The organism is Streptomyces sp. ADI96-02, from assembly GCF_003846185.1.
In the GTDB taxonomy this organism is placed as follows: Bacteria; Actinomycetota; Actinomycetes; order Streptomycetales; family Streptomycetaceae; genus Streptomyces.
In genome coordinates, this window is sequence record NZ_ML123034.1 from 4,121,239 (window position 1) to 4,135,425 (window position 14,187).

10 protein-coding genes and 1 pseudogene are annotated in these 14,187 nt (G+C 73.0%); 7 read left to right on the forward strand and 4 right to left on the reverse strand.

Features of this window, described 5'->3' with window-relative positions:
- Together EES43_RS30685 and EES43_RS18265 are read right to left on the reverse strand one after the other, a co-directional pair.
- Positions 1–548: pseudogene (locus EES43_RS30685) on the reverse strand (M23 family peptidase); the annotation flags it as partial.
- Between the two features lie 207 nt (positions 549–755).
- A complete protein-coding gene (locus EES43_RS18265) occupies positions 756–1,805 on the reverse strand; it encodes an esterase/lipase family protein (protein ID WP_124269683.1) in 1,050 nt (349 codons plus the stop codon).
- A 546-nt stretch (positions 1,806–2,351) separates the two neighbouring features.
- On the opposite strand from EES43_RS18265, the gene EES43_RS18270 reads away from it, so the two are divergent.
- Positions 2,352–2,765, forward strand: coding sequence for a cobalamin B12-binding domain-containing protein (locus EES43_RS18270; RefSeq protein WP_124269684.1), 414 nt, complete (start codon positions 2,352–2,354; stop codon positions 2,763–2,765).
- A gap of 220 nt (positions 2,766–2,985) precedes the next feature.
- On the opposite strand, the gene EES43_RS18275 is transcribed toward EES43_RS18270, so the two are convergent.
- Together EES43_RS18275 and EES43_RS18280 are read right to left on the reverse strand one after the other, a co-directional pair.
- A complete protein-coding gene (locus tag EES43_RS18275) occupies positions 2,986–4,674 on the reverse strand; it encodes a DUF5691 domain-containing protein (RefSeq protein ID WP_124269685.1) in 1,689 nt (562 codons plus the stop codon).
- Positions 4,675–4,865: 191 nt separating this feature from the next.
- Positions 4,866–6,299, reverse strand: a complete 1,434-nt coding sequence (locus tag EES43_RS18280; protein ID WP_124269686.1) for an SWIM zinc finger family protein — start codon at positions 6,297–6,299, stop codon at positions 4,866–4,868.
- Positions 6,300–6,436: 137 nt separating this feature from the next.
- On the opposite strand from EES43_RS18280, the gene EES43_RS18285 reads away from it, so the two are divergent.
- The 6 genes from EES43_RS18285 to sucD all read left to right on the forward strand — a co-directional run bounded on the left by EES43_RS18285 (position 6,437) and on the right by sucD (position 14,088).
- The gene (locus EES43_RS18285; RefSeq protein WP_124269687.1) at positions 6,437–6,883 is read left to right on the forward strand and encodes a hypothetical protein; all 447 of its coding nucleotides are present in this window, start codon (positions 6,437–6,439) and stop codon (positions 6,881–6,883) included.
- A 108-nt stretch (positions 6,884–6,991) separates the two neighbouring features.
- Complete coding sequence (locus EES43_RS18290) at positions 6,992–8,116, forward strand: ATP-binding protein (RefSeq protein WP_124269688.1); 1,125 nt, start codon at positions 6,992–6,994, stop codon at positions 8,114–8,116.
- Positions 8,113–10,494: a DUF5682 family protein gene (locus tag EES43_RS18295; RefSeq protein ID WP_124269689.1), complete on the forward strand. Its 2,382-nt coding sequence runs from the start codon at positions 8,113–8,115 to the stop codon at positions 10,492–10,494. The genes EES43_RS18290 and EES43_RS18295 overlap by 4 nt, the downstream gene beginning before the upstream one ends.
- A 38-nt stretch (positions 10,495–10,532) precedes the next feature.
- A complete protein-coding gene (locus tag EES43_RS18300) occupies positions 10,533–11,741 on the forward strand; it encodes a VWA domain-containing protein (RefSeq protein ID WP_241192679.1) in 1,209 nt (402 codons plus the stop codon).
- 259 nt (positions 11,742–12,000) lie between these two features.
- Positions 12,001–13,182 carry an ADP-forming succinate--CoA ligase subunit beta gene (gene sucC / locus EES43_RS18305; RefSeq protein ID WP_124269691.1) on the forward strand — a complete coding sequence of 394 codons (1,182 nt, stop codon included), beginning with the start codon at positions 12,001–12,003 and terminating at the stop codon, positions 13,180–13,182.
- A 21-nt stretch (positions 13,183–13,203) separates the two neighbouring features.
- The gene (gene sucD, locus EES43_RS18310; RefSeq protein WP_124269692.1) at positions 13,204–14,088 is read left to right on the forward strand and encodes a succinate--CoA ligase subunit alpha; all 885 of its coding nucleotides are present in this window, start codon (positions 13,204–13,206) and stop codon (positions 14,086–14,088) included.
- Positions 14,089–14,187 lie beyond the last annotated feature (99 nt).

Below are 14,187 nucleotides of genomic sequence, written 5' to 3' on the forward strand. Positions count from 1 at the left end.
TTGGTCGTCGTGGTGTCGTAGGTCCCGGTGTCGTACGACCCGGCGCCATACGTCCCGGTGCCGTAGACGGCGGTGCCGTAGGCGTCGGTGGCGTCGCCGGGGAGTTCGGTGGTCGGAAGCCCGGTGGCGGGGAGTCCCGTGGTGGGGAGTCCGGTTGTGGGGAGTCCCGTTGTGGGGAAAGCGCCCGTGTCGGCCGTCGGCCACTGGCCGGTCGGGTCCTGGTCGGTGCTCTGCTGCCAGGTCCCCGTGGTGTCCCACTGGTGCGAGGCCGGCGGCTGCTGGGGGTAACCACCGTCGTACACGGCGGTCTGCTGGGCACCCGTGTCCCAGGAGGAGTCGTACGCGTCGCCGTGCGCGGGCTGTGCGGCGGCGTAGGCGGTGTCCGGGGCGGCGTAGGAGCCGGTGTCGTATCCGGGGGCCGCGTAACTCACGCCGTGACCGGTTTCGTGGCCGCCCTGGAGGGAACCGAAGAGCGGGTCGGTGTCGAAGCTGCCGGTCAACTGGCTGTCGTACCCGACGTGCCCGGCGTGGGGGTGCTGGTCGTTCACCAACTTCTCTCTCGCCTCGGCAGCAGGACTGTTCTGGGGTCCCGGGTGAGGGGCGTCCCAGGGGGAAGCAGTGGCCGCGACTGTACCCGGCAGTATGAGGCGGCGACAATCTTCGTCAGGTTTTGAGTCCTCAGGAAACGGGCAATCGAGCGTCTTTCGGTGGACGGCAGGCGCAGCCTTGGCTCTATGTTCGAGACGCGTTCTATTTCAGGCGACGGATGACGCCCCGGAGGCGGAGGTTCCGGCCGTTCCGGGGGCGGAGGGGCGCGTTCCGCGGGCGGTGGAACCGGCGGAGGACCCGGCGGAGGACCTGGAGGCGGACCCGGCGACGGGCCCGGCGGGCCCGGGAGACTCGGCGGTCGGCCTGTGGGAGGGTGGCGCGGCGGAGGGCGTCGCGTCCTCCTGCGGGCCGGGCGTGTCCAGCGCGTCGCGGACCGCGGCGGCGACCGTCGGATGGACGGGCAGAGCGAGATGTCCGATGCCCGTGACGCGCACGTTCACCGCGTCGAGATCGGGGTGGTCGACGCAGGCCGCCTCGACCGGGACCATCAGCTGGTCCAGCTCGCTCCAGAAGCTCACGAAACGCGTCCGGCAGCCGGGGGCCGGGCCGCGCAGTTCCTCGATCACCGTGGAGCCCGCACGCATCTGCCGCACGACGGGGTGAACGCCGGCCCCCGGGGCGACGGCGGTGCCGCCGTGCGGGGTTCCCAGTGTCACGAGCGTGCGGACCCGGCGGTCGCCGCCCAGCCGCTGCACGTAGTACCGGGCGATCAGGCCGCCGAGGCTGTGCCCGACGATGTCGACCTCCGGCCGGCCCGTGCGGGCGCAGATCTCCTCCACGTGCCGCCCGAGCAACTCGGCGGCGGTGCGCAGGTCGCGGGTCAGCGGCGAGTAGTTCAGGGATTCGAGGTGGCGGTGGCCGTGCCGGGTGAGCGTGCGACGCAGTACGACGAATACCGAGCGGTTGTCGATGAAGCCGTGCAGCAGGATCACCGGCCGCCCGCCGTCCGCCCCATTGCCCTCGGTCGGCGTTCCTCCGTCCTCGGTCGGCACGGCGGACGGGCCGGATCGCGGCGTTCTCCTGGGCGGGGCGCCCGCGGTGCGGCGCTCCTGGGCGAGGCCGAACGGGTAGACCATCAGGTGTCCGGTGAGAACGGCGAACTCCAGCACAGTGGCGCCGAGCAGTGCGGAGGGGAACCGGGGAAACGGCAGGACAGGGCGGCGCAGCACGGGGGAGAGGAACGGAAGGATCTTCACGGCCGACCTCCTGAACGGGCGGTACGGGCGCGGCCGACTCGTGGTCGTGAATCGGCGCGGGGGCTGCTGCCAGGTCGCCTTGCCCCGGAGCGCCGTACGGAGCGGAACGGCGGATGGCTGAGGGCGAACAGGGTGAGGGCGAAACAGGGGGCGGACGGGTGAGGGACGAACCGGCCCGGATGTCGAACCGGCCCGGATGCCGAACCGGCCCGGATGTCGAACCGTGCCCCGTACCTGCGACGCCCGGACCCGCGATGCCTGGACCGGCGATGCCCGGATCCGCGATTCCCCGGACCCGCGATGGTCCGCACCACCGCGCCGCGCGGCTGGCGGCACGGTGGTACGGCGGCCTCGTAGCGGCCCGCCTGGTGTCGGCCTCCGCGCGACCCCATGCCGCGTAGGACGGGGGGCGACGCCCGGCGAACATGTCCCACGTGTGATTTCCCCCTCCCCGCCTGCCGCGAAACGGCGGCTTGCGGGATGCTGTGGATAACGTTCGTTCACATCCCCGGCCCTTCAGGCACGGGAGACCAGGTGGAGGCAGTGATGGGTGTGACCGGTCCGATCCGAGTGGTGGTGGCCAAGCCGGGGCTCGACGGCCACGACCGAGGGGCCAAGGTGATCGCGCGGGCGCTGCGGGACGCCGGTATGGAAGTCATCTATACGGGGCTCCACCAGACGCCCGAGCAGATCGTCGACACGGCGATCCAGGAGGACGCCGACGCCATCGGCCTGTCGATCCTCTCCGGCGCGCACAACACGCTCTTCGCGAAGGTGATCGAGCTGCTGAAGGAGCGCGAGGCGGAGGACATCAAGGTCTTCGGCGGCGGCATCATCCCGGAGGACGACATCGCCCCCCTGAAGGAGCTCGGCGTGGCGGAGATCTTCACGCCGGGCGCGACGACGTCCGCGATCGTCACCTGGGTGAACGCCAACGTCCGCCAGCCCGCCCAGACGTGAACGCCCCGGCGTGAAGGGTCAGGTGTGAACGCCCAGGCGTGAAGAGCGGGGTGTGAAGGGACCAGGCGTACACGCTCAGACGTGAACCGCCCGACCCGCCAGGCGTGTACGACCGAACCTGCCAGAGGTGAACGGCCGTACCCTCCAGGCGGGAACGGCCGGACCCTCCAGGCGGGAACGGCCGGACCTGAACGAACGGCCGCCGCGCACAGCGTCTGCGTCACGGCCTCTCCGGCACCGTCAGGCGGGTCCGGCCGCCCCGGTCGCGGCCCGGCCCGGCCAGCTCCGCCTCCATCGCGGCCCGCAGACGCAGGGTGGAGACCAAGCGCTGGAACGCCTCCGACCAGTAGCCGCCCGCACCCGGCGACGTGCCCTCCGTCTCGTCCTGCGTGGTGGTGAGGACGTCCAGCCGGTCGGCCTCGGCCGGATCCAGGCAGCGCTCGGCCAGCCCCATCACCCCGCTGAAGCTCCACGGATAACTCCCGCCGTCCCGGGCGATGTCGAGCGCGTCGATCACGGCCGCTCCGAGCGGTCCGGACCAGGGCACCGCGCACACCCCCAGCAACTGGAACGCCTCGGACAGACCGTGTGCGGCTATGAACTCGGATACCCACAGCGCGCGTTCGGCCGGAGGGAGTGCCGCCAGGAGCTTCGACCGGTCGGCTATCGACCCCGCACCGGGGCCGTTCGCCGGGGGCGTGGCAGGGGCGCCGAGCAACGCTCGCGCCCAGTGCGGATGGTGCTGTCGTACCGCCGCCCGGCACCATGCCGCGTGCAGCTCGGCCGCCCAGTCGTCGGCGACGGGCAGGGCCACGATCTCCTCGGCCGTACGCCCGCCGAACTGCTCCTGCCAGACGTCCAGCGGAGTGGCCTCCACCAGCTGCCCCAGCCACCAGGACCGCTCGCCCCGGCCGGCCGGAGGCTGGGCGACCACCCCGTCGCGCTGCATCCCGGCGTCGCATTCGTGCGGTGCCTCCACGGCGATGGAGGCGGCGTCGCCCGTCCGGTCGGGGTTCACGCACGAGGCCGCTCGGGCCGCCATCCGCCCCGCGAGCGCCGACGACGGCAGGGCCGAGAGCAACTCGGCCGCCGTAGCCCGGACGTTGCGGCTGCGGTCGGACAGCCCCTGCTCCAGGAACTCCTCGTCGCCGGCGCAGAGCCCGGCCCGCAGTGAGTCCAGGAACATCAGCCGGTCCTCGGCCCGCTCGGTGGACCAGGTCGTGGTCAGCAGGGCGAGGGCGGCAGCGGGGTCCTTCGCCCGTACGGCGTCGAGCAGCGCGACCCGCTCCGCGAACAGCCCCTCCTCCCACAGTCGCCGCACGGCCTCCGGGTCGTCGGTGTCGGGCCGGACCGACCCGGAGGCCGCGCCGCGCAACGCGAACTTCCACTCGGGGTTGAGCGAGGCCAGCCACAGCCCGCGCGGCCCGGCGAAGGCGAGCGCCTGCGGGCGCAGATCCGTGCGCGCGCGGGCGGCGTCCAGCAGCGGCGGCAGCAGAGCGGCCGGGGCCCGGAACCCCTGACGGTTGGCGGTGGCCAGCCACTGCGGTATCAGTTCGGTGAGGTCGGGAGCGGCGCCCCGACGGCCACCGCCGGACGGAGCCGCGCGGTCGGCGAGCAACTGGGCCAGCCGTTGACGGGCGGCCTCAGGGAGCGGCGGGCGCGGGTCCTCGGCCGCTGGTTCCGGGCGGGCGGCCGGGGCGGCGGGCAGCAGGCCGGCCCGGCGACGCACGGTGTGCAGGGCGGCGGCGTCGAGCAGGGCCGCAGGGCCGTCGCCCGGGGTGGAGCCGCCGTGCGGCAGTGGGCGGCGGTCGGTGCCCAGCAGTGCTGTGGTGACCAGCTCCTCCCACGGCACGGAAGCGGCCTGGGCGGTGGGGTCCGTGGTCATCGGGTCCGTGGTCGTACGGGGCATCGGTCCCCTCCAGTGGGCAGATCCAGTCGGCGAAAGAAGGCGAAAGAAGGGCGAAAGAAGGCGTAAGGGCGCGGAACGCGGAAGCGGGCGGCCGGGGCCGGTCGGGCGCTGGACGCGGGCCGCTGGGCGTGGGCGGGTGGTCGCGGGCCGGAGGCGGAGACGGAGCCCGGGTTGCGGTGCGGCGGCCGAGGTCAGACGAGCTGGACGACGGAGTCGCCCGGCACGCTCCCGACCCCGCTCCCGCCCTCGCGCCCACCCCCGCCCTCGTAAGCCGTGTCCCACGTGGCCAGCGGTTCGAAGCCGCGGTGGCCGATCTCGCCGAACACCGTGACCGGCGCGCCGCCGGAGATCGCCACGAGCTTCCACAGCCCGGGCCGGGACAGCGCGGCGGGCGCGAGGGGCAGCGCGGCGTCCCCGTGCGCGTCGGCCAGTTGCCAGCCGCCCCCGGACGGCACGGGTATGACGTCGTGCAGGACGACCGGGTGGGAGTCCAGCCAGGGGTCGTCCCGCAGGGCGTTCCCGTACACGGCCGGGGCCTCTGCCGCCCCGATGCCCGGCGGCGGCGAGCCCGCCGGGGCGGGTGTGCCGAACTGTCGCCCCAGCTCGGCCCGGAGCTGTCCGCCGCCGGGGAACGGCGTGAGCTCCGCGTCGATCGTGAGGCCCACCGGCAGGGCCTGGCCCGGGGCCCGGCCCGCCGCCCCGAACGAGAGCAGCAGCGCCGTGCGGCCCGACGCGCGGCCGTGAAGCCAGATCCGCCGGGTGACGATCTTGCCGTCCGGGGTGTCGTACTGCGCGAGGACCAGCCAGTGGTCACGGACGGCGGGGCCCTCCGCCGAAGCGGGCAGTCCCACACGCGTACGCACCGTCGCCGCCAGCGGGTCGGGCAGCCGCTCCAGCCCGAGCCACGCCGTGTCCAGCAGGTGGAGCAGGCCGCACTCCTCCAGCAACCGCACCGGCCAGCCCGGCCCCGATCCGGCCAGCGCGCCCAACTCCCTGACCCGGGAGGCCAGTCCGGGAGCCTGGGCGTCGACCATCCGGGCCGCCGTCTCCTCCCACAGGCCGTAACCCGGCCGGTCGGCCGCCGCGAGGCCGCCCCGCAGCAGATCGCTCAGGCGCTGCTCCAGCTCCTGAGCCCCGGCCGTGACGCGGGCCCCCCGGCGCTCCGCACGCTTCCTGGCGGCGGCGGCGTCGGCCGGGCCCGACGCCGCGTCACCGTCCGCCGTGGCCCGTTCCTTGGCAGCGGCTCGTCCGCGGCGCTCCTCGACCCACTCCGCGGCCCAGTCCGCCGGCTCGCCCTCCTGGAGCGCCGACTCGTCGGACGCCCTGAGCAGCAGCAGGCCGAGCGCGTGCTTGCACGGGAACTTCCGGCTCGGGCAACTGCACTTGTACGCCGGGCCGGTGGTGTCTATCACCGTCCGGTACGGCTTGCTCCCGCTTCCCTTGCACAGTCCCCACACGGCCCCCGAGGCGTCGAAGCCCGCACCGGACCAGGGGCCGGCCGAACCGAGCTTGTTGCCCGCCTTGCGTGATGCGTCGTCAGGAGCCAGGGCCAGTACCTGCTCCACCGTCCAGCGCGCCACCGCACCGGCGGCGGGCGAGGGTTCTCCCCCGTGAGTTAGCAGCATGGTGACGACGGTAGGGGGCGGCACTGACAATCCGGTCTGACCTGCGCGTTCGGCACTCGGGTCCAGACTTGACTTTGCCTGCCCTTTGCGTTTTTCTGCGACCTCCCGATACGGAACCGATCCAGGGGGGATCCCAGATGAACCACAGCGTCCGCAGAGGCCGCCGCACCCGCGCCGCCGCAGCCCTGCTCGCCGCCACCGGCCTCGTGCTCGGACTCGGCGCCTGCTCCGCCGAGTCCGTGGACAAGACGGTCGCCGACGCCGTCGACAAGACCGTGGACGAGACCTACGAGGTCACCTACGAGGTCACCGGAAAGGGCGTCGACGAGATCCAGTTCCACGGCGGCGGCGGCGAGGCGATGGAGCCGAAGATCGAGAAGGTCGCCTCGCCCGCACTGCCGTGGAAGAAGACCGTGAAGCTGCGCGGCATCATGCCGCCCGCCGTCACACCGATCGCCGTGGACGTCACCGGCGCCGAAGTGGCCTGCACCATCACCTACAAGGGCAAGGTCATCAAGAAGGCCGAGGGCGACGGCATGCTCGCGGCCGGGGGCTGCATCGCCGTCTCGCCGATCGTCGGCTGAGCCGCCCCACCACTGCTGACCGGCCCCGATCCCCAGGTCGGGGCCGATTGTCAGTGGCGTGGTGCACGGTGGGAACCACATCCGGTCGACCGATCTGGAGGGGGACCCATGACCGTGCCCGAAAACACCGCGACCGACGGACAGCCGTCCGACGGCGAGGCCCTGCGCCCGCACGCCGAGGACGCGTTCGCCGACGAACTCAAGGCGCTCGCCGCCGCCGACGACCGCCCGCGCCCCGTCCGGTGGCGGCTCTCGCCCTGGGCCGTCGCCACCTACCTGCTGGGCGGCACCCTGCCCGACGGTACGGTGATCACGCCCAAGTACGTGGGTCCGCGCCGCCTCGTCGAGGTCGCCGTCACCACCCTGGCCACCGACCGGGCGCTGCTCCTGCTCGGCGTCCCGGGCACCGCCAAGACCTGGGTGTCCGAACACCTCGCCGCCGCCGTCAGCGGCGATTCGACCCTGCTCGTGCAGGGCACCGCCGGTACGCCGGAGGAAGCCGTCCGCTACGGGTGGAACTACGCCCAACTCCTCGCCCACGGCCCCAGCCGCGACGCGCTGGTGCCCAGCCCGCTCATGCGGGCGATGTCCGACGGCATGACCGCGCGCGTCGAGGAGCTGACCCGGATCCCCGCCGACGTCCAGGACTCGCTCATCACGATCCTGTCGGAGAAGACCCTTCCCGTCCCCGAACTGGGGCAGGAGGTCCAGGCGGTCCGCGGTTTCAACCTCATCGCCACGGCCAACGACCGCGACCGCGGCGTCAACGAGCTGTCCAGCGCCCTGCGCCGCCGGTTCAACACCGTCGTCCTGCCCTTGCCGGCCACACCTGACGCCGAGGTCGACATCGTCTCCCGGCGCGTCGACCAGATGGGCCGCTCCCTCGATCTGCCCGCGGCACCGGAGGGCCTGTCCGAGATCCGCCGCGTGGTCACGGTCTTCCGTGAGCTGCGCGACGGCGTCACCACCGACGGACGCACCAAGCTCAAGTCCCCCTCGGGCACGCTCTCCACGGCCGAGGCGATCTCCGTCGTCACCAACGGCCTCGCCCTCGCCGCCCACTTCGGGGACGGCGTCCTGCGCCCCGCCGACGTCGCGGCGGGCATCCTCGGCGCGGTGGTCCGGGACCCGGCCGCGGACCGCGTGGCCTGGCAGGAGTACCTGGAGACGGTGGTCCGCGAGCGGGACGGCTGGAAGGACTTCTACCGCGCCTGCCGCGAGGTCTCCGTATGAGCACGTCCACCGAGGCCGGTGGGCCGCTGCTGCTCGGCGTGCGGCACCACGGCCCGGGATCCGCCCGCGCGGTCCTGGCCGCGCTGGAGTCCGCCCGCCCGGCCGCGGTCCTCGTCGAGGGCCCGCCCGAGGCCGACGCGCTGCTTCCGCTCGCGGCCGATCCCGCGATGAAGCCGCCCGTCGCGCTGCTCGCCCATGCCGTGGACGACCCGGGCCGCGCGGCGTTCTGGCCGCTGGCCGAGTTCTCCCCGGAGTGGGTCGCGATCCGCTGGGCCCTCGCCCACGACGTGCCGGTGCGCTTCATCGACCTGCCCGCCGCCCACTCCCTGGCGCTGAAGGGCACCCGCGGCGGCGAAGAGGGCCCCGAGCCCCTCGGCGGAGAGGGCCGGCCAGACGGAGCTGCGGAGACCGACGCGGTCGCACCGGTCGTGGACCCGATCCGGGTGCTCGCCGAGACCGCCGGATACGACGACCCCGAGCGCTGGTGGGAGGACGTCGTCGAGCACCGCTCGCCGACGTCCGGCCCCGGCACCGGAGGCGACGGACCCGAGCGCGACGCACGGGCGCCCTTCGCCGCGCTGGCCGAGGCCATGACGGCGCTGCGCGAGGCGTACGGGGACGGCGGGCAGCCCCGGGACACGGTCCGCGAGGCTTATATGCGGATGCAACTGCGCGCCGCGCGCAAGGAGTTCGGGGACGCCTTCGCCGTCGTCTGCGGTGCCTGGCACGTCCCCGCCCTCGCCGCCCGCACCACGCTCGCCGCCGACCGGGCGCTGCTCAAGGGACTGCCGAAGCTCAAGACGGAGCTGACCTGGGTGCCCTGGACGCACCGCAGGCTCGCCCGGCACAGCGGATACGGTGCCGGAATCGACTCGCCCGGCTGGTACGGGCACCTGTTCGGCGCGGCCGACCGGCCCGTCGAGCGCTGGATGACCAAGGTCGCCGGACTGCTGCGCGAGGAGGACCGCTTCGTCTCCACCGCCCATGTCATCGAGGCCGTCCGCCTCGCCGAGACACTCGCCGCCATGCGGGGCCGCCCGCTGCCCGGGCTGAGCGAGTCCACCGACGCCGTGCGCGCCGTCATGTGCGAGGGCTCAGACGTTCCCCTCGCCCTCGTCCACGACCGCCTCGTCGTCGGCGAGACGCTGGGCGAGGTGCCCGACGGGGCCCCGGCCGTCCCGCTGCAACGGGACCTGACCCGGCACCAGCGCAGCCTCCGGCTCAAGCCCGAGGCGCAGGACCGGGAGCTCGACCTCGACCTGCGCAAGGAGACCGACGCCGCCCGCAGCCGGCTCCTGCACCGGCTTCGCCTGCTCGACATCGGCTGGGGCGAGCCAGCCGCCGGACGCGGCAGCACCGGCACGTTCCGCGAGAGCTGGCGGCTGCGCTGGGAGCCGGAGCTGCACGTGCGGATCGCCGAGGCAGGGGTGTGGGGCACCACCGTGCTCTCCGCCGCCACGGCGAAGGCCGAGGCACAGGCACGATCGGCGACGGCCCTGTCCGAGGTCACCGCACTCGCCGAGCACTGCCTGCTGGCGGAGCTGCCCGGGGCGCTGCCCACCGTCATGAAGGCCCTCGCCGACCGCGCCGCCCTCGACGCGGACGTCGGCCACCTCGCGGAGGCACTGCCCGCGCTCGCCCGTTCCCTGCGCTACGGAGACGTGCGCTCCACGGACACGGCCGCACTCGCCGAGGTCGCCGCCGGGCTCGCCGAGCGGATCTGCGTGGGCCTGCCGCCGGCCTGCACCGGCCTCGACGCGGACGGCGCGGACGTGCTGCGCCGCCAGGTCGACGGCGTACACGCGGCCATCGGCCTGCTGGCCGCCGGAGCCGCGTCCGCCGAAGGGCTGCGGGAGCGGTGGTCCGAGGTCCTGCGCAAGCTGGCCGGCCGGGACACCGTCGCCGGGATCATCCGCGGCCGGGCCGCCCGGCTGCTGCTCGACGACGGACGGCTGACGGAGGACGAGGCGGCGCGGCTGATGGGCCTGGCCCTCTCGCCCGGCACCCCGCCCACCGACGCCGCCGCCTGGATCGAGGGGTTCGTCGGCGGAGCCGCGGGCGGCGGCATGCTGCTGGTCCACGACGAACGGCTGCTCGGCCTCGTCGACGCCTGGCTCACAGGCGTCCCCGCCGACACGTTCACCGACGTGCTGCCGCTCCTGCGCCGCACGTTCGCCGCCTACGAACCGGGCGTACGCCGCACCCTGGGCGAGCTGGTCCGGCGCGGCCCCGCCACCGGCGGCGGCACCGGCGGCGATCGCGCCGACCACGCCTACGCGGGATTCGGGCCCGGTCTCCACACGGCGCGGGCCGACGCCGCGGAGCCGGTCCTGCGCCTGCTCCTCGGACTGCCCGAGCCGACGGGAGCCGCCCGATGACGACGACGGCCAGCACGAAGCACCGGACGGGGACGACCATGGAACAGGCACCGCACACGCCGGAGCACGGCGACGCCGAGCGGCTGCGGCGCTGGCGGCTGGTGCTCGGCGGCGACAGCGCCGAGAGCACCGGCTGCACCCTCGCCGGCCGGGACGCCGCCATGGACGACGCCCTGGCCGCGCTGTACGGAGGCGGCGGGAAGAAGCCCGGCGCCCGTAAGGACGGAGCGCGGCGCTCGGCGGGCCTCGGCGCCTCGGCCCCCTCCGTCGCCCGCTGGCTCGGCGACATCCGCACCTACTTCCCCAGCTCCGTCGTCCAGGTCATGCAGCGCGACGCCATCGACCGGCTCGGCCTGTCGAACCTCCTCCTGGAGCCGGAGATGTTGGAGGCCGTCGAGGCGGACGTCCATCTCGTCGGCACCCTGCTCTCGCTCAACAAGGCCATGCCGGAGACGACGAAGGAGACCGCGCGAGCGGTCGTCCGCAAGGTCGTGGAGGACCTGGAGAAGCGGCTGGAGAGCCGGACCAGGGCCACGCTCAGCGGCGCGCTGGACCGCTCGGCGCGCATCAGCCGCCCGCGCCACCGGGACATCGACTGGGACCGCACCATCCGCGCCAACCTCAAGAACTACCTGACCATCCCCGGATCGGACGGGGCCGGCACGGTCGTTCCGGAGCGCCTCATCGGCTACGGGCGCGCCTCGCAGTCCGTGAAGAAGGACGTCGTCCTGTGCATCGACCAGTCGGGCTCGATGGCCGCGTCCGTCGTGTACGCCTCCGTCTTCGGCGCGGTGCTCGCCTCCATGCGGACGCTCGCCACCCGGCTCGTCGTCTTCGACACGGCGGTCGTCGACCTCACCGACCAGCTCGACGACCCGGTCGACGTCCTCTTCGGCACGCAGCTCGGCGGCGGCACCGACATCAACCGGGCGCTGGCCTACTGCCAGTCCAGGATCACCCGGCCCGCCGACACCGTCGTCGTCCTCATCAGCGACCTCTACGAGGGCGGGATACGCGACGAGATGCTGAAGCGGGTCGCGGCGATGAAGGCGTCCGGCGTGCAGTTCGTGACCCTGCTCGCCCTCTCCGACGAGGGTGCTCCCGCCTACGACCGCGAGCACGCGGCGGCGCTCGGAGCACTGGGCGCGCCCGCGTTCGCCTGCACCCCCGACCTCTTCCCGGACGTCATGGCCGCGGCGATCGAGAAGCGCCCGCTGCCCGTCCCGGACCAGGACGGTCCCCCGTAGCGGGACGCACCGGGCCTGGGGAGCCTCCCCTCGCCAGGGGCTCGGTCCGCCCGCCGCGGGGCCGTCTGTGACCGTTATCACCGCTCAGGTGTGATCTGCGATTTAGGGTCACACCGAGCGCGGGGATAACCTGCCGGATGGACATGCCGCGTACTCGGACACCGTGTACGCCTCCCTGGTGACAGCGCCGTCACGTTGCCCTTCGCGGCACGCCCACGCAGAAAACGAACCGCGAGACCACTAAAAGGGACGGACGCGCGTGGACCTGTTCGAGTACCAGGCGAGGGACCTCTTCGCCAAGCACGGTGTACCGGTGCTGGCCGGTGAAGTCATCGACACGCCTGAGGCAGCCCGCGAGGCGACCGAGAAGCTGGGCGGCAAGTCGGTCGTCAAGGCGCAGGTGAAGGTCGGAGGCCGCGGCAAGGCCGGCGGCGTCAAGCTGGCCGCCACCCCCGACGAGGCGGTCGCCCGCGCGACCGACATCCTCGGCATGGACATCAAGGGCCACACGGTCCACAAGGTGATGATCGCCGAGACCGCGCCGGAGATCCTGGAGGAGTACTACGTCTCCTACCTCCTCGACCGCACCAACCGCACCTTCCTGGCCATGGCCTCGGTGCAGGGCGGCATGGACATCGAGGAGGTCGCGGAGAAGACCCCCGAGGCCCTCGCGAAGGTCCCGGTCGACTCCAACTCCGGCGTCGACATCGCCAAGGCCCGCGAGATCGTGGCCCAGGCGAAGTTCCCGGCCGAGGTGGCCGAGAAGGTCGCCGAGGTCCTGGTGACGCTGTGGGACACCTTCGTCGCCGAGGACGCGCTCCTCGTCGAGGTCAACCCGCTGGCCAAGGTCGCCTCCGGCGACATCCTGGCGCTGGACGGCAAGGTCTCGCTCGACGAGAACGCCGACTTCCGCCAGCCCGGCCACGAGGCCCTGGAGGACAAGGCCGCGGCCGACCCGCTGGAGGCCGCGGCCAAGGCCAAGAACCTCAACTACGTCAAGCTCGACGGCGAGGTCGGCATCATCGGCAACGGCGCCGGCCTGGTCATGTCGACCCTGGACGTCGTCGCGTACGCCGGTGAGAAGCACGGCGACGTCAAGCCCGCCAACTTCCTCGACATCGGTGGCGGCGCCTCCGCCGAGGTGATGGCGAACGGCCTGGAGATCATCCTCGGCGACTCGGACGTCAAGTCCGTCTTCGTCAACGTCTTCGGCGGCATCACCGCCTGCGACGAGGTCGCCAACGGCATCGTCCAGGCGCTCGCGCTCCTTGAGTCCAAGGGCGAGAAGGTCGAGAAGCCGCTGGTCGTGCGTCTCGACGGCAACAACGCGGAGCTGGGTCGCAAGATCCTTTCCGACGCCAACCACCCGCTCGTGCAGCGCGTGGACACCATGGACGGCGCGGCCGACAAGGCCGCCGAGCTCGCCGCGGCTGCGAAGTAAGGGACGAGGGACTCCAACACCATGGCTATCTTCCTCACCAAGGACAGCAAGGTCATCGTCCAGGGGATGACCGGCGCCACGGGCATGAAGCACACCAAGCTCATGCTGGCCGACGGCACCAACATCGTCGGCGGCGTGAACCCGCGCAAGGCCGGCACGTCCGTCGACTTCGACGGCAACGAGGTCCCGGTCTTCGGTTCCGTCAAGGAAGCGATGGAGAAGACGGGCGCGAACGTCTCCGTCCTCTTCGTGCCGCCGGCCTTCGCCAAGGCGGCCGTCGTCGAGGCGATCGACGCCGAGATCCCGCTCGCGGTCGTCATCACCGAGGGCATCGCGGTCCACGACTCCGCCGCCTTCTGGGCGTACGCGGGCGAGAAGGGCAACAAGACCCGGATCATCGGCCCGAACTGCCCGGGTCTGATCACCCCCGGCCAGTCCAACGCCGGCATCATCCCGGGCGACATCACCAAGCCCGGCCGCATCGGTCTCGTGTCCAAGTCCGGCACGCTGACATACCAGATGATGTACGAGCTGCGCGACATCGGCTTCTCCTCCGCCGTCGGCATCGGTGGCGACCCGGTCATCGGCACCACGCACATCGACGCCCTCGCGGCGTTCGAGGCGGACCCGGAGACCGACCTCATCGTGATGATCGGCGAGATCGGCGGCGACGCCGAGGAGCGTGCCGCCGACTTCATCGCGAAGAACGTCACCAAGCCGGTCGTCGGCTACGTCGCGGGCTTCACCGCCCCCGAGGGCAAGACCATGGGCCACGCCGGCGCCATCGTCTCGGGCTCCTCCGGCACCGCCCAGGCGAAGAAGGAGGCCCTTGAGGCCGCCGGCGTGAAGGTCGGCAAGACGCCGACCGAGACCGCCAAGCTGGCGCGCGAGATCCTGGGCGCCTGAGGCGCTGAAGCATCCGGACGGCCTGACGTATCCGGACAGCCTGAAGCAATCCGGACTGCCCTGACCGGACTGAAGCACGCAGGGCACCGCGGGCGTCGC

Bases quoted from the DNA above. Each gene is read 5' to 3' on its own strand.
- EES43_RS18270 (WP_124269684.1), top strand. From the start codon at position 2,352: ATGGGTGTGACCGGTCCGATCCGAGTGGTGGTGGCCAAGCCGGGGCTC.
- EES43_RS18275 (WP_124269685.1), bottom strand. From the start codon at position 4,674: ATGCCCCGTACGACCACGGACCCGATGACCACGGACCCCACCGCCCAG.
- EES43_RS18280 (WP_124269686.1), bottom strand. From the start codon at position 6,299: ATGCTGCTAACTCACGGGGGAGAACCCTCGCCCGCCGCCGGTGCGGTG.
- EES43_RS18285 (WP_124269687.1), top strand. From the start codon at position 6,437: ATGAACCACAGCGTCCGCAGAGGCCGCCGCACCCGCGCCGCCGCAGCC.
- EES43_RS18290 (WP_124269688.1), top strand. From the start codon at position 6,992: ATGACCGTGCCCGAAAACACCGCGACCGACGGACAGCCGTCCGACGGC.
- EES43_RS18295 (WP_124269689.1), top strand. From the start codon at position 8,113: ATGAGCACGTCCACCGAGGCCGGTGGGCCGCTGCTGCTCGGCGTGCGG.
- EES43_RS18300 (WP_241192679.1), top strand. From the start codon at position 10,533: ATGGAACAGGCACCGCACACGCCGGAGCACGGCGACGCCGAGCGGCTG.
- sucD (WP_124269692.1), top strand. From the start codon at position 13,204: ATGGCTATCTTCCTCACCAAGGACAGCAAGGTCATCGTCCAGGGGATG.